Raw genomic sequence first — 14,863 nt, forward strand, 5'->3', positions numbered from 1 at the left:
TCCAGTAACAATCTCAAAGGAAAACCTCTTGACGAGGTTCATACAATTTACTGGCTATTCGGCACGCTGTTGAGTTCTCAAAGAACACGCGCTCATCGTCACTCACCGTTTGCACGGCTCGATCGGAGGCTTGTGCATTCATGAAGCTTGTTTGGTGAAACTAGACGCCCTGGTCGTGAAGGCCTTCAAGGCCCCGACTGGGTCTTCCTGTTTCGCAGGTCACCCACTCTACCACACTGGGTGGGAGCTTGGTTCGTGACCCTTGTCGCGTTCCGGCCCGGTTTTCGCGGCCCGTTCTCGCTGACATGGAGAAAGTTACACGCACCCGAACCAGAGGTCAAATCGGGGGCACAGGAACCCGGCACGGGCTGAAACCGCAGGTCAGCCACCCCGTGCCGCTCTCACCGACACGCTATCCGACCCGCCCACGCCACAACAGTGTGACTGCGATCACACCAACGAATGACGAAGGCCGCCGACCCCACCGGGTCGACGGCCTCCTGCACAGGTCGAAAACGCTGGTCAGGGCGTCACGCGCACACCCGCGGTGGTCCGCTTGCCGCGCCGCGTCACGAGCCACCGGCCGTGCAGCAGGTCGGCCTCGGTCGGGACCCACTCCTCGTCGGCGACCTTCACGTTGTTCACGTAGGCGCCGCCCTCCTTGACCGCGCGCCGGGCCGCGCCGCGGCTGTCCGCGAGCCCCGAGGCCACCAGCAGGTCCACGATCGTCGGCGCTTCGGCCAGCCGCACCTCGCCGGTCGGCGCCTCGGCCATCGCGGCCTCCAGGGTCGACAGGTCGAGGTCGCGCAGCTCGCCCCGGCCGAACAGCGCCTGGCTGGCCGCGATCACCTGCCGCGTCTGGTGCTCGCCGTGCACCAGGTCGGTGAACTCCTGGGCCAGCCTCTTCTGCGCGGCGCGCAGGTGCGGCGCGGACTCGGTCTGCGCGGCCAGGTCCTCGATCTCCTCCCGGGAGAGGAAGGTGAACAGCCGCAGGTACCGCAGCACGTCGGCGTCGCCCACGTTCACGAAGTACTGGTACCAGGCGTAGGGCGAGGTCATCGCCGGGTCGAGCCAGACGTTGCCGCCGCCGGTGGACTTGCCGAACTTGCGGCCCTCCGCGTCGGTCACCAGGGGCGCGGTCAGCGCGTGCGCGGAGCCGCCGTCGACCTTCCGGATCAGGTCGACGCCGCCGACGATGTTGCCCCACTGGTCCGAGCCGCCGACCTGGAGCCGGGTGCCGAAGCGGCGGTGCAGCTGGAGGTAGTCGTGCGACTGGAGCAGGAGGTAGCTGAACTCCGTGTAGGACATGCCGTCGCCGTCGAGCCGGCGCTTCACCGTCTCGCGGGCGAGCATGACGTTGATCGAGAAGTGCTTGCCGACGTCCCGGAGGAAGTCGAGCACCGGCACGTTCCCGGTCCAGTCCAGGTTGTTCACCACGACCGCGCCGGTCGGCCCGTCGTCGAACTCCACGAACCGCTCCAGCTGGCCCCGGATGCGCGACGCCCAGTCGGCGACCGTGTCCAGGGAGTTCAGCGAGCGCTCGGCGGTGTCGCGCGGGTCGCCGATCATGCCCGTCGCGCCGCCCGCGAGGACGATCGGCCGGTGCCCGGCGCGTTGGAAGCGGCGCAGCATGAGCAGCGGGACGAGGTTGCCGGCGTGCAGGCTGGGCGCGGTCGGGTCGAAGCCCGCGTAGAGGGTGAGCGGGCCGGAGTCCAGGTCCTCCCGCAGGGCGTCGAGGTCGGTCGACTGCGCGATCAGGCCGCGCCAGGACAGTTCGTCCAGGATGTGCTCGCTCACGTCGCCGATTGTCCCCCACCCGGTCCACCGGGTTTGTCCCGGCACCGGTCGCGGGTAATCCGATCGGGGTCGAGTGAGAGGACAACGCTGATGAGCCATCCCCGTCGCGACCTGCGGCCCACCGAGGTCGTGCGCCCCGTGGAACCGCGGGAAGACGTTGTGGCCCAACCCGTTCGGCCCGTGCCGGTGCGGGAGGAGCTGGTCACCCGCGCGCCGGTGCGCGAGGAGGAGGTGGTCGAGCGCGGCGACTCGCGGGTGCGCGGCGTGCGGATCGCCTGCGTGGTGATCGACGTCGTCTGCTGGCTGTTCGCGGTGGTGCTGGCGATCCACATCTTCCTGGTGGTCGCGGGCGCCAACCCGGCGAACGCGTTCGCGCAGCTGATCGACGGCTGGTCGGCCGGTGTCTCGCTGGGGCTGCGCGACCTGTTCACCCCGGCGAACGAGGGCGCGCGGACGCTGCTGAACGACGGTGTCGCCGCGCTGCTGTGGCTGGCGATCGGCGCGCTGCTGACCACCGTGATCACCCGGGTCGCGCTGCCCTCGGGCGAGCGCCGCGTGTGGTACCGCAGGACGGTGCGCTAGTCGTGTCCGGTGGCCGGGCTCCGCGGAGCCCGGCCACTCTGCGTGATCGACCGGTTCACCCCTGTGGTCGGTCGGATGACTCGTCCGGCCAATTGCCCGCCGTGCCGGGACACGCCAGGTTTGCTCACGTGGCCAGCGAGTTGCAGCGGCGGAAGACCTCGGTCGTGTTCGAGGCGATGGACGTGAACGGGGACGGGTTCCTCGAGCGCGCCGACTTCGAGGCGCTGACCGAGCGGTGGCTGGTGCTGCGCGGCGGGCCCGACCACGAGAACGACCCGCGGCTGGGCGAGATCATGATGTCCTGGTGGGAGGCCCTGCGGGCGGCGTCGGACGAGGACCGGGACGACCGGGTGACCTTCGCCGAGGTGCTGTCCGTGGTGGACCGGCTCGGCACGATGCTGGACCTGGTGGTCGCGACGGCCGAGTCGATGTTCGAGGCGGTGGACGAGGACGGCGACGGCCGGGTCACCGCGGCCGAGTACCACCGGATGATCCGGGCGTGGACCGGGTCGGACGTGCCGACCGACGAGGTGTTCGCGCTGCTCGACCGGGACGGCAGCGGCGCGCTGTCCAAGTCGGAGTTCGCGCGGGCCTGGGTGGAGTTCTGGGCGGGCGACGACGAGGACGCGCCGGGCACGCACGTGTTCGGGAAGGTCTGACCGGGGGTCGGACGAGGACCGGATCGCCCCCGGGTCACGGTCGGTGATCAACAAGTTCACCCCTGTGCGGCGCGCTATGCCCCGTGTGGTCAATTGCACCGGGTGCGGCGGGCGGCCAGGTTTGCTCACGTGGCCAGCGACTTGCAGCGGAAGAAGATCGCGCTCGTGTTCGACGCGATGGACGTGAACGGTGACGGGTTCCTCGAGCGCAAGGACTTCGAGGCGCTCACCGACCGGTGGGTCGCGTTGCGCGGCACCGGGGACGCGAAGGAGTTGCGCGAGGTCCTGACCAGCTGGTGGTACGCGCTCCAGATGGTGTCCGACCAGGACGGCGACCGGCGCGTGACGCGGGACGAGGCGCAGTCCGTCCCGGACCGGCTCGGCGCCAAGGTCGGTCTGGTGATGGCCACCGCCCGGTCGATCTTCGACGCGGTGGACGAGGACGGCGACGGCCAGGTCACCGCGGCCGAGTACAACCGGATGATCCAGGCGTGGACCGGGCGGCGCGCGTTCACCGACGACGTGTTCCGGCTGCTGGACCTGGACGGCAACGGCACCCTGTCGAAGGCCGAGTTCTCCCGGCACTGGGTGGAGTTCTGGACCGGCGACAACCCGGACGCGCCGGGCACGCACGTGTTCGGCCGGATCTAGCGATCGGACCTCGGGCCCGGTCTCGCCGCGCGAGGCCGGGCCTTCGCGCGCGTCAACGCCGGCGGGTGCCCTGGCGGTAGGTGCTGACCGCCGGCGAGGGCAGCCAGAAGCGCCACGGCACGTCGACCGCGACGGCCACGCCCACCCGGGGTCCGGTGTGGATCTCCGGCGGCTCGTCGGCCGGCGGCCCGGCGAGCAGCCGGATCGCGGCGGTGGGGCTGGTCAGGTCGGTGCCGTTGTGCGACCGGTCGAGGCCGAGCACGGTGGTGAGCTTGGCCGGGCCCTTGGCCAGGTCGGCGTCGGAGCGCGCGGCCGGGCGGCGGACGTGGGCCAGGTCGAGGCCCTCGGTGACCTCGCCGGCGCGCAGCAGCACGGCTCCGGGCACGCCGTCGGTGAGCGACACGACGTTGGCGCAGAAGTGCATGCCGTAGACGAAGTACACGTAGAGGCGGCCGGCGGGGCCGAACATGACGTCGTTGCGCGGTGTCCGGCCGCGGTAGCAGTGCGACGCGGGGTCGTCGCCGCCGCGGTAGGCCTCGACCTCGACGATCCGGACCGCGACCACGCCCTCCGGGGTGGTGCTCTCCAAGCTCGCGCCGAGGAGGAGCCTGGCCGCGTCGACGGGGTCGACGGCCAGCTCCTCCTCGGTGAGCTGCCTAGGCGTTGCGGGCAACGGAGATCTTGTCCCGCAGCCTCTTGAGCTGCTCGGCCACCCGGTCGGGCGCCGTGCCGCCGTGCGCGTCGCGCGACGCGATGGAACCTTCCACGGTCAACACGCTACGCACTTCCGGCGTGAGCGACGGCGAGATCGCGGCGAACTCGTCGTCGGTCAGGTCGGCCAGGCCGACGCCGCGCGACTCGGCGGCGCGGACGCACTCCCCCGCCGCCTCGTGCGCGACCCGGAACGGCACGCCCTGGCGGACGAGCCACTCCGCGATGTCGGTCGCCAGGGTGAAGCCCGCGGGCGCCACGGCCGCCATCCGCTCGGTGTCGAACGTCAGCGTGCCGATCATCCCGGCGATCGCGGGCAGCAGGAGCTCCAGCTGCTCGACCGAGTCGAACAGCGGTTCCTTGTCCTCCTGGAGGTCCCGGTTGTAGGCCAGCGGCTGGGCCTTCAGGGTCGCGAGCAGACCCGTCAGGTTGCCGATGAGCCGGCCGGACTTGCCCCGGGTCAGCTCGGCCACGTCCGGGTTCTTCTTCTGCGGCATGATCGAGCTGCCGGTTGCCCAGGCGTCGTCCAGGACGGCGAAGTGGAACTCCGCCGTGGTCCAGATGATGATCTCCTCGGCGATCCGGGACAGGTCGACCCCGATCATGGCCAGCACGAACGCGATCTCGGCCGCGAAGTCGCGGGACGCGGTGCCGTCGATGGAGTTCTCCACCGGCGCGTCGAAGCCGAGGTCGGCCGCCACCGCCGCCGGGTCCAGACCCAGCGACGAGCCGGCCAGCGCGCCCGAGCCGTAGGGCGAGAACGCGGCCCGCTTGTCCCAGTCGTGGATCCGGTCGATGTCGCGCAGCAGCGCCTGGCCGTGCGCCAGGAGGTGGTGGGCGAGCAGGACCGGTTGCGCGGACTGGAGGTGCGTGCGCCCGGGCATGACCGCGGTCGGGTGCGCCGCGGCCTGGTCGGCCAGCGCGTCGACCACGTCGAGCACGCCGGAGGCGACCCGGCGCGCGGCGTCCCGCAGCCACATCCGGAACAGCGTGGCCACCTGGTCGTTGCGGGACCGGCCGGCGCGCAGCCTGCCGCCCAGCTCGGCGCCCGCGCGGTCGATCAGACCCCGCTCGAGCGCGGTGTGCACGTCCTCGTCGGCGAGGGTGGGGGTGAACGCCCCGGAGGCCACGTCGGCCTCCAGGACGTCCAGCGCCTCGTGCATGCGGGTCAGCTCGTCGGCCGACAGCAGGCCCGCGCGGTGCAGCACGCGGGCGTGCGCGCGGGAACCCGCGATGTCGTAGGGGGCCAGTCGCCAGTCGAAGTGCGTGGACGCCGAGAGCAGCGCCATGGCCTCCGCCGGTCCGCCGGCGAACCGCCCGCCCCAGAGGGAACTCACTTGTTCAGGTCCCTCTTCGCGGCGATCTTGCTCGGCAGGCCCCACAGCTGCACGAAGCCCTTGGCCAGGGTCTGGTCGAACGCGTCGCCCTCGTCGTAGGTGGCGAGGTTGAAGTCGTACAGCGACTCGTCGGAGCGCCGGCCGTTGACCACCGCGCGACCGCCGTGCAGGACGATCCGGATCTCGCCGGACACGTGCTTCTGGGTGTCCTCGATGAACGCGTCCAGGGCGTACTTGAGCGGCGAGAACCAGAGGCCGTCGTACACCAGCTCGCCCCAGCGCTGCTCGACCTGCCGCTTGAAGCGGGCCAGGTCGCGCTCCAGGGTGACGTTCTCCAGCTCCTGGTGCGCGGTGATCAGCGCGAGCGCGCCCGGCGCCTCGTAGATCTCGCGGCTCTTGATGCCCACGAGCCGGTCCTCGACCATGTCCAGCCGGCCGACGCCCTGCGCGCCCGCCCGCCGGTTCAGCTCCTGCACGGCCTGGAGCACGGTCACCGTCTCGCCGTCGATGGCGACCGGGACGCCCTTGTCGAAGGTGATGACCAGCTCGTCGGCGTCGCGCGGGACGGCCGGGTCCTCGGTGTAGGAGTAGATGTCCTCGATCGGGGCGTTCCAGATGTCCTCGAGGAAGCCCGTCTCGACGGCGCGGCCCCACACGTTCTGGTCGACCGAGTACGGCGAGCGCTTGCTGACGTCGATGGGCAGGTTGCGGTCCTCCGCCCACGCGATGGCCTTCTCGCGGGTCCACGCGAAGTCGCGGACCGGCGCGAGGACCTTGAGCTCCGGAGCGAGGGCGCCGATGCCGACCTCGAAGCGGACCTGGTCGTTGCCCTTGCCGGTGCAGCCGTGCGCCACGACGGACGCGCCGTGGTACTTGGCGGCCTCGGCGAGGTGCTTGACGATCACCGGCCGGGACAGCGCGGACACCAGCGGGTAGCGGTCCTGGTAGAGCGCGTTCGCCTTGAGCGCCGGGAGGCAGTACTCGTCGGCGAACTCGTCCCGCGCGTCGGCGACGACGGCTTCCACCGCGCCGCATTCGAGCGCCCGCTTGCGGATGGTGTCGAGGTCCTCGCCACCCTGGCCGAGGTCGACCGCGACCGCCACGACCTCCGCGCCGGTCTCCTCGGCGATCCAGCCGATGGCGACCGAGGTGTCCAGCCCGCCGGAGTACGCGAGAACAACCCGCTCACTCATGACCTTCTCCTTGTTGTGCTTGGTTCTGACCCGCGGCGAGCGCGCTGACGCGTGCCGCCAGATCCGCTCCGGAGAGCGGTTCCCTCGCCACGGCGAGGATGGTGTCGTCGCCGGCGATGGTGCCGACGATGTCGTTGAGCGCCGCCCGGTCCAGCGCGCTGGCCAGGAACGAGGCCGCGCCGGGTGGGGTGCGCAGGACCGCCAGGTTGCCCGAGTGGTCCACCGAGACGAGCAGTTCCGCGAGGACCCGGACGAGCCGGGAGGTGCCGCCCTCGATGCCGCGCACCGGGCTGCCGTCCTCGGGGATGACGTAGACCGGCGCGCCGCCGTCCGCACCGCGCAGCTTGACCGCGCCCAACTCGTCCAGGTCGCGGGACAGCGTGGCCTGGGTGACCTCGATGCCCTCGACCGCGAGCGTCTTGGCCAGTTCGGACTGGCTGCGGATCGCGCGCTGGGTGACGAGTTCGACGATGCGGGCCTGCCGCGCGGTGCGACTCACCTCGAGCGCTCCAGCAGCCAGACCAGCAGCGCCTTCTGGGCGTGCAGGCGGTTCTCCGCCTCGTCCCACACGGCGCTGTCCGGGCCGTCCAGGACCTCGTCGGTGATCTCCCAGCCGCGGTGCGCGGGCAGGCAGTGCAGGACGGTGGTCTTGACGCCGGTGGACTCGACGAGGTCGGCGTTGACCTGGTAGGGCCGGAACGGGCCGACCCGGTCGCGGCCGTCGTTCTCCTGGCCCATCGACGTCCACGTGTCGGTGACCAGCACGTCCGCGCCGTCCACCGCCTCCCGCGGGTCGACCACCACGGAGATCGTGCCGCCGGTGTCCGCGGCGCGCTTGCGGGCGTCGTCCAGGATCCACGGCGCCGGCGCGAAGTTCTCCGGCGCGGCGACGCGGACGTTCATGCCCGCCGTGACGCCGCCGAGCAGCAGCGAGTTGGACATGTTGTTCGCGCCGTCGCCGAGGTAGGTGACGGTGAGGCCGGCGAGCTTGCCGTGCACCCGGCGGATGGTCTGGAGGTCCGCCAGCACCTGGCACGGGTGGAACTCGTCGGTCAGCGCGTTGATCACCGGGATGCGGGCGGTGGAGGCCATGGCCTCGATCCGCTTCTGGGCGAACGTGCGCCACACGACCGCGTCGACGTAGCCGGACAGGATGCGCGCGGTGTCCTCGATCGTCTCCTCGCGGCCGAGCTGCATCGAGCGGCCGTCGATGATCACCGGGTTGCCGCCGAGCTGGGCGATGCCCACCTCGAACGACAGGCGCGTGCGGGTGGAGTTCTTCTCGAAGATGACCGCGACGGACTTCGGTCCGGCCAACGGCTTGGTGCCGAGTCGGTCGAACTTGTAGAGGTCGGCGAGGTCGAGGATCTCGGTCTGCTCGGCGGGTGTCAGGTCGTCGTCACGCAGGAAGTGGCGGACCATGGCTAGGGCTCCAAACAGGACGGCAGGTCGGCGATGAGCCGCTGGGCGTCGGCTTCCTCGAGGACCAGCGGCGGGGCGAGCCTGATGACGTCGGGCTGGATCGGGTTGATCAGGTAGCCGGCGCGCTGGGCGGCCGCGGCGACCCGGGCGGAGACCGGTTCGCGCAGGGTGACGCCGATCAGCAGGCCGGCGCCGCGGACACCGGACACGAGCGGGTGGTTCAGCGCCTCCACGCCGGCCGCGATCTCCTTGCCCACCGCGGCGACGTGCTCCAGCAGGCCGTCGGCGGCGATCGTGTCGAGCACCGCGAGCGCGGCGGCGCAGCACACCGCGTTGCCGCCGAACGTGGTGCCGTGGTGGCCGGGCTCGAAGAGGTCCTTGGCCGGGCCGATCGCGATGCACGCGCCCAGCGGCAGGCCGCCGCCGAGGCCCTTGGCCAGCGTGACCACGTCCGGCACCACGCCGACCTGCTGGAAGGCGAACCAGCTGCCGAGCCGGCCGATGCCGGTCTGCACCTCGTCCAGGATCAGCAGGGCACCGTGCTCGGCGGTGATCCGGCGCGCGGCCTGGAGGTAGCCCTCCGGCGCGACGACCACGCCCTGCTCGCCCTGCACCGGCTCCACGATGAACGCGGCGGTCTCGTCGTCGATCGCCGCCTCCAGCGCCGCGACGTCGCCGAACGGGACGTGCACGACGCCGGGCACCAGCGGCTCGAACGGCGCGCGCTTGCCGGGCTGACCGGTCAGCGCGAGCGAACCCATGGTGCGGCCGTGGAAACCGCCGTCGGTGGCGACGACCTTGGTGCGGCCGGTGCGCCTGCTCAGCTTGAACGCGGCCTCGTTGGCCTCGGCGCCGGAGTTGCACAGCAGCACGCGGCCGTCGCCGTCGACGCCCGCCAGGTCGAGCAGCCGCTCGGCCAGCTCCAGCGCGCGCTCGTTGATGTACAGGTTGGACGTGTGCGCGAGCTTGCCGATCTGGTCGGTCACCGCCGCGACGACGGCCGGGTGCGCGTGGCCGAGCGCGTTGACCGCGATGCCGGTCAGCAGGTCCAGGTAGCGGTTGCCCTCGGAGTCCCAGACGTGCGCGCCCTCGCCGCGGACCAGGGTCAGGGAGGGGGTGCCGTAGTTGTTCATCATCGCGGCCTGCCACCGCTGCTGGTCGCTCATGCCTCGTCCTTCAACACCATCGTTCCGACACCTTCGGACGTGAAAACCTCGAGCAGCACCGAGTGCGCGAGGCGGCCGTCGATCACGTGCGCCTCGGGGACACCGCCGCGCACGGCGCGCAGGCACGCCTCCATCTTCGGGACCATGCCCGCGTCCAGCTCCGGCAGCAGCTTCTCCAGCTGCGACTCGCGGACCTGGTGCAACAACGAACCCCGGTCGGGCCAGTCGGCGTAGAGGCCCTCGACGTCGGTGAGGACGACGAGCTTCTCCGCCTTCAGGGCCACCGCCACGGCGCCGGCCGCGGTGTCCGCGTTGACGTTGTGCACCACGCCGTCCGCGTCCGGCGCGACCGTGGACACCACCGGGATGCGACCGGCGCGCACGATGTCCAGCACCGCCTCCGGGCGCACGTTCACGATGTCGCCGACCAGGCCGATGTCGACCGGCTCGCCGTCGACCACGGCCGGGCGGCGGGTCGCGGTCAGCAGGTGGGCGTCCTCGCCGGACAGGCCCACCGCGTACGGGCCGTGCTCGTTGATCAGGCCGACGAGCTCCCGCTGGACCTGGCCGACGAGCACCATCCGGACCACGTCCATCGCCTCGGGCGTGGTGACCCGCAGCCCGCCGCGGAACTCGCTGTGGATGCCGAGCCGGTCGAGCATCGCGGCGATCTGCGGTCCGCCGCCGTGCACCACCACGGGGTGCAGGCCGGCGAGCTTGAGGAACACCATGTCCTGCGCGAAGGCGCGCTTCAGCTCGTCGTCGACCATGGCGTTGCCGCCGTACTTGACCACGATCGTGGCGCCCTTGAAGCGCTGCAACCAGGGCAGTGCCTCGATCAGGATGGCGGCCTTGTCACCCGGTGTGCTCATGAGGAGTACGCGCTGTTCTCTTCGACGTAGTCGTGCGAGAGGTCGGTGGTGAGCACCGTCGCCCCGCCGTCGCCCAGGTTCAAGTCGATCACGATGGCGACGTCCCGGCCGGACAGGTCCGCCTCGCTCCGGTCGGCCGCCTTGTGGCCCTTCTCGAACAGCGTGACGCCGTTGATCGTGATGCCGAGCAGGTCCTGGTCGACCGTCGCCTTCGAGCGGCCGACGGCCATCGCGATGCGGCCCCAGTTGGGGTCCGAGCCGAACAGCGCGGTCTTGACCAGGTTGTCCTCGGCGACGGTTTTGGCCACCACCACGGCCTCGTCCTCGCTGAGCGCGCCGTTGACCGTGATCGAGACCTCCTTGGTCACGCCCTCGGCGTCGCCCTGGAGCTGCTTGACGAGGTCCGCCGCGACCTGCGTGAGCACGGCGCGGAAGTCCTCGTCGGACGGGGTGACGCCGGAGGCGCCGGAGGCCAGCAGCAGCACGGTGTCGTTGGTGGACGTGCCGCCGTCGACGTCGAGCCGGTCGTAGGTGCGGGCGGTGACCGCGCGCAGTGCCGCGTCCAGCGCCGCGCCGTCGACCACCGCGTCGGTGGTGATGACGCTGAGCATCGTGGCCATGTTCGGCGAGAGCATCCCGGCGCCCTTGACGAAACCGCCGACCGACCAGCCGTCGGCGTGCACGGCGTGCGACTGCTTGGGCCGGGTGTCGGTGGTCATCACGGCGGTGGCGGCGTTCAGGCCGGCCTGGTCGCCGGTCGCCAGTTCCGCGACGGCCTTGTCCACGCCCGCCTTGAGGTTGTCCATCGGCAGCCGTTCGCCGATCAGCCCGGTGGAGCACACCGCGACCTCGATCGCGCCGACCGCCAGCACGTCGGCGACCTTCTCCGCGGTGGCGTGGGTGTCCTGGAAGCCCTCGGGACCGGTGCACGCGTTCGCGCCGCCCGAGTTCAGCACGACGGCGCGGAGCCTGCGCTCCTTGACGACCTGCTGCGACCACAGCACGGGCGCGGCCTTGACCTGGTTGGTGGTGAACACGCCCGCGGCGTCCTGGCGCGGGCCCTCGTTGACCACCAGCGCGAGGTCGAGCGCGCCGGACTCCTTGATGCCGGCGGCGACGCCCGCGGCCTGGAAGCCCTTGGGACCGGTGACGCCCTTGTTGCGGTTCACGGTGCTACTCCCACGGTGGACAGGCCGGTGGTCTCCGGCAGGCCGAGTGCCAGGTTCATGCACTGCACCGCGGCGCCCGCGGTGCCCTTCGCCAGGTTGTCGACCGCGGCGACCACCACGAGGCGGTTCAGGTCGCGGTCGACGGTGACCTGGAGCTGGACGGCGTTCGAGCCGAGCACCGCGCCCGTGGTCGGCCAGTGGCCTTCCGGCAGCAGGTGCACGAACGGCTCGTCGGCGTAGGCCTTCTCGTAGACCGCGCGGACGTCGGTGTCCGCGTCGCGCAGGGTGGCCGTGCAGGTGGCGAGGATGCCGCGGGGCAGCGGCGCGAGCACCGGCGTGAACGACACCCCGACCGGCGCGCCGGCCGCCTTGGACAGGTTCTGGGTGATCTCGGGGGTGTGCCGGTGCGCGCCGCCGACGCCGTAGGCGGACAGCGAGCCCATCACCTCGGAGCCGAGCAGGTTCGGCTTGAGCGAGCGGCCCGCGCCGGACGTGCCGGAGACCGCGACCACGGTGACCTCGGGCTCGATCAGGTCGACGGCGGGCGCGAGCGCGAGCGACGACACCGTCGGGTAGCAGCCGGGCACCGCGACCCGCTTCGTGCCGCGCAGCTCGTCGCGCTGCCCCGGCAGCTCGGGCAGGCCGTAGGGCCAGCTGCCCGCGTGCTCGCCGCCGTACCAGCGCTCCCACGCGGCCGCGTCGGTGAGCCGGTGGTCCGCGCCGCAGTCCACGACCAGCACGTCGTCGCCCAGCTGCGCGGCGATCTCGGCGGAGCGGCCGTGCGGGAGGGCGAGGAAGACGACGTCGTGGCCGCGGAGGGTGTCGGCGGTGGTTTCGGCCAGCACCCGGTCGGCCAGCGGCAGCAGGTGCGGCTGGTGCGCGAGCAGCTTCGTGCCGGCGTTGCCACCGGCCGTGAGCGCGCCGATCTCCACCTCGGGGTGCCCCAGCAGGAGCCTCAGCAACTCACCGCCGGCGTACCCGCTCGCCCCGGCCACCGCGATCCGCACCGTCATGCGCATAAGTATGCGTTCGGATGCAAGGTCACTCAACTCGGTTTGCCGAACTGCGGTCCGGGTCACCCGAAGGGGTTGTACTTCGGTGCACAAAACCCGTGGCCCGTCCAGGTCTCCCACATCGTGAGTGGACTTCGACCGTGGTCCTAGTGTCGAGGTCAGGACGGCATTGGGAGGACCGGATGGGGTTGCTCGTCGCGTTGGAGACCGATCGGGCCGGTGCCCGGTTCGGCGAGGTCGTGAAGGCCGCCGAGGAGGTGGGGGTCGCTTTCGTCACGTTCGCCGACTCGCCCCTGCCGCCCGCGGGCGGGTTCAGGTTGGAGGCGGTGGGGCGGGCCGCGTTCCTGGCCACCCGGACCTCGGGCGTCGGGTTGGCGCCCGGCGTGCCGACGGCCACCACCGAGCCGTTCCACCTCGCCGCGCAGATCGCGAGCCTCGACCACGCCACGCACGGTCGCGCCGGGTGGGTCGTGCAGCGGTCCACCGCGGCGGAGCTCGCGACCGTGGGCGGCGGCGACGGGGAAAGCCCGGCCGAGGTCGTGCGGGTGGTGCGGGCGCTGTGGGACTCGTGGGAGGACGACGCGGTGGTCAAGGACGTGGCGACCGGCCGCTACCTCGACCCCGACCGGGTGCACCACGTGGACTTCGTCGGGACCGCGTTCACCGTCAAGGGACCGCTGATCACGCCGCGGCCGCCGCAGGGTCAGCCGGTGGTGATCGCGCCCGCCGACCTCGGCGTGGACGCGGATGTGGTGCTGGTCGACGAGCCGGTCGACCGGGACGGGCCGTTGGTGTTCCTCGAACTGGCCGTGACGCCGGACCTGCCGGCGGTGCTGCGCGACCTCGACGGTCGGGTCGACGGCGTGCGGCTGCACCCGGCCGAGGACGACTTCGGGACGCTGTTCGCCGACGTGCTGCCCGCGCTCGACCTGCCGCCGCGCGGCGCCACGCTGCGCGCCACCCTCGGCCTGACCAGGCCCGCCAACCGCTTCGCCACCGGAGGAGTGCGATGAGCCCGCGGCTGCACCTGGGCGTGTTCTACACCGGCGTCGGCAACAACTACCTCTGGCAGGACCCGTCCGTCACCGACCACACCACCATCGAGGCCTTCGTGCGGATCGCCCGCACCCTCGAGCGCGGCCTGTTCGACGCGTTCTTCCTCGGCGAGGGCCTGCGCGTGCGGGAGAACCGCGGTCGGCCGTTCGCGCTGGACGTCGCCGGGCGGCCGGACGCGATCACCCAGCTGTCCGCGCTCGCGGGTGCCACCACGCACATCGGGCTGGTGGCGACCCAGAACACCACGTACAACTTCCCCGCCGACCTGGCGCGCCGGCTCGCCACCCTGGACTCGCTGTCCGGCGGTCGGGCCGGGTGGAACGTCGTGACCACCGACAACGCGTGGACCGGCGAGAACTTCCGGCACGGCGGGTGGCTCGCGCACGAGCGGCGCTACGAGCGGGCGACCCAGTTCGTGGAGGCGGCCAAGGCGATCTGGGCCGGCGGCGAGGTCGAGCGGCACACCGACCTGGTCGACCTGAGCACGGCCGCGACCGTGCCGCCGTCGCCCCAGGGCCGGCCCGTGGTGTTCCAGGCGGGCGACTCGGCGGGCGGGCGCGACCTGGCCGCGCGGCACGCGGACGTGGTGTTCTCCGCGAACGCCACCTACGACAAGGCCGTGGCGTACGCGGCGGACCTGCGCGAGCGGCTCGCGACCTACGGCCGGTCCCCCGACTCGCTGCGGATCCTGCCCGGCGCGTCGGTCGTCCTCGGCGACACCGACGCGGAGGCGATCGAGAAGGCCGAGCACCACCGGCGGATCCAGATCAACCCGCAGCGGGCGATCGCGTTCCTGGAGCAGTACTGGGGAACGGACCTGTCGGGCTACGACCCGGACGGGCCGCTGCCCGACGTCGAGCCGGTGGACGGCGAGCTCGACCCGTCGCGCGGCACGCTCTCCGTCGCCGACCGCACCGGCAAGCTCGACCGGATCCGGGAGTGGCGGGAACTGGCCCGGGACAAGAACCTCTCGATCCACCAGCTGGTGCTGGAGGTCCAGCCGCGGCACTCGTCGTTCATCGGCACGCCGTCGCGGATCGCCGACGAGTGGGCGCGGTTCGTCCGCGACCGCGCGGTGGACGGGTTCAACCTCTCACCGCAGCTGCTTCCGTCCACTGTGGACGAAGTGGTGGACCGGCTGGTGCCCGAGCTCCAGGAGCGCGGCGTGTACCGGACCTCCTACGAGGGCACCACGTTGCGCGAGCACCTGGAGCTGCCGCCGCTGTAGGGTCGGG

The 14,863-nt window shown here is 71.8% G+C and carries 15 protein-coding genes; 5 read left to right on the forward strand and 10 right to left on the reverse strand.

Annotated elements, in window-relative coordinates; genetic code table 11:
* Positions 1–522 precede the first annotated feature (522 nt).
* The gene (tyrS, locus tag AB0G50_RS21625) at positions 523–1,797 is read right to left on the reverse strand and encodes a tyrosine--tRNA ligase (protein ID WP_360111407.1); all 1,275 of its coding nucleotides are present in this window, start codon (positions 1,795–1,797) and stop codon (positions 523–525) included.
* A 90-nt stretch (positions 1,798–1,887) separates the two neighbouring features.
* Between tyrS and AB0G50_RS21630 the strand changes: the two genes are divergently transcribed.
* The 3 genes from AB0G50_RS21630 to AB0G50_RS21640 all read left to right on the forward strand — a co-directional run bounded on the left by AB0G50_RS21630 (position 1,888) and on the right by AB0G50_RS21640 (position 3,689).
* Positions 1,888–2,379, forward strand: coding sequence for a hypothetical protein (locus AB0G50_RS21630; RefSeq protein ID WP_360111410.1), 492 nt, complete (start codon positions 1,888–1,890; stop codon positions 2,377–2,379).
* 128 nt (positions 2,380–2,507) lie between these two features.
* Positions 2,508–3,038: an EF-hand domain-containing protein gene (locus AB0G50_RS21635; RefSeq protein ID WP_360111413.1), complete on the forward strand. Its 531-nt coding sequence runs from the start codon at positions 2,508–2,510 to the stop codon at positions 3,036–3,038.
* Between the two features lie 129 nt (positions 3,039–3,167).
* On the forward strand, positions 3,168–3,689 hold the full coding sequence (locus AB0G50_RS21640) for an EF-hand domain-containing protein (protein WP_360111416.1): 522 nt from the start codon (positions 3,168–3,170) through the stop codon (positions 3,687–3,689).
* A gap of 52 nt (positions 3,690–3,741) precedes the next feature.
* On the opposite strand, the gene AB0G50_RS21645 is transcribed toward AB0G50_RS21640, so the two are convergent.
* From AB0G50_RS21645 to argC, 9 genes are read right to left on the reverse strand one after another with little or no spacing between them, the layout of a single operon-like run.
* The gene (locus AB0G50_RS21645; RefSeq protein WP_360111419.1) at positions 3,742–4,362 is read right to left on the reverse strand and encodes a DNA-3-methyladenine glycosylase; all 621 of its coding nucleotides are present in this window, start codon (positions 4,360–4,362) and stop codon (positions 3,742–3,744) included.
* Positions 4,346–5,737: an argininosuccinate lyase gene (gene argH / locus AB0G50_RS21650; RefSeq protein ID WP_360111422.1), complete on the reverse strand. Its 1,392-nt coding sequence runs from the start codon at positions 5,735–5,737 to the stop codon at positions 4,346–4,348. Before argH ends, AB0G50_RS21645 begins: the two co-directional genes overlap by 17 nt.
* Positions 5,734–6,930, reverse strand: coding sequence for an argininosuccinate synthase (locus AB0G50_RS21655; RefSeq protein ID WP_360111425.1), 1,197 nt, complete (start codon positions 6,928–6,930; stop codon positions 5,734–5,736). Before AB0G50_RS21655 ends, argH begins: the two co-directional genes overlap by 4 nt.
* Entirely contained in the window at positions 6,923–7,429 is a 507-nt protein-coding gene (locus AB0G50_RS21660; protein WP_360111428.1) for an arginine repressor, read from the reverse strand. The genes AB0G50_RS21655 and AB0G50_RS21660 overlap by 8 nt, the downstream gene beginning before the upstream one ends.
* Positions 7,426–8,352: an ornithine carbamoyltransferase gene (gene argF / locus AB0G50_RS21665; RefSeq protein ID WP_360111430.1), complete on the reverse strand. Its 927-nt coding sequence runs from the start codon at positions 8,350–8,352 to the stop codon at positions 7,426–7,428. Before argF ends, AB0G50_RS21660 begins: the two co-directional genes overlap by 4 nt.
* A 2-nt stretch (positions 8,353–8,354) precedes the next feature.
* Positions 8,355–9,518 carry an acetylornithine transaminase gene (locus AB0G50_RS21670; protein WP_360111433.1) on the reverse strand — a complete coding sequence of 388 codons (1,164 nt, stop codon included), beginning with the start codon at positions 9,516–9,518 and terminating at the stop codon, positions 8,355–8,357.
* A complete protein-coding gene (gene argB / locus AB0G50_RS21675; protein ID WP_360111436.1) occupies positions 9,515–10,390 on the reverse strand; it encodes an acetylglutamate kinase in 876 nt (291 codons plus the stop codon). The genes AB0G50_RS21670 and argB overlap by 4 nt, the downstream gene beginning before the upstream one ends.
* A complete protein-coding gene (gene argJ, locus AB0G50_RS21680) occupies positions 10,387–11,559 on the reverse strand; it encodes a bifunctional glutamate N-acetyltransferase/amino-acid acetyltransferase ArgJ (protein WP_360111439.1) in 1,173 nt (390 codons plus the stop codon). The genes argB and argJ overlap by 4 nt, the downstream gene beginning before the upstream one ends.
* Complete coding sequence (gene argC / locus AB0G50_RS21685; protein WP_360111442.1) at positions 11,556–12,572, reverse strand: N-acetyl-gamma-glutamyl-phosphate reductase; 1,017 nt, start codon at positions 12,570–12,572, stop codon at positions 11,556–11,558. Before argC ends, argJ begins: the two co-directional genes overlap by 4 nt.
* 182 nt (positions 12,573–12,754) lie before the next feature.
* On the opposite strand from argC, the gene AB0G50_RS21690 reads away from it, so the two are divergent.
* Together AB0G50_RS21690 and AB0G50_RS21695 are read left to right on the forward strand one after the other, a co-directional pair.
* Positions 12,755–13,585 carry an LLM class flavin-dependent oxidoreductase gene (locus tag AB0G50_RS21690; RefSeq protein WP_360111445.1) on the forward strand — a complete coding sequence of 277 codons (831 nt, stop codon included), beginning with the start codon at positions 12,755–12,757 and terminating at the stop codon, positions 13,583–13,585.
* Positions 13,582–14,856: an LLM class flavin-dependent oxidoreductase gene (locus tag AB0G50_RS21695; RefSeq protein WP_360111448.1), complete on the forward strand. Its 1,275-nt coding sequence runs from the start codon at positions 13,582–13,584 to the stop codon at positions 14,854–14,856. Before AB0G50_RS21690 ends, AB0G50_RS21695 begins: the two co-directional genes overlap by 4 nt.
* Positions 14,857–14,863: the final 7 nt, after the last annotated feature.

It is taken from the genome of Actinosynnema sp. NPDC020468 (assembly GCF_040642015.1).
Lineage (GTDB): Bacteria > Actinomycetota > Actinomycetes > Mycobacteriales > Pseudonocardiaceae > Actinosynnema.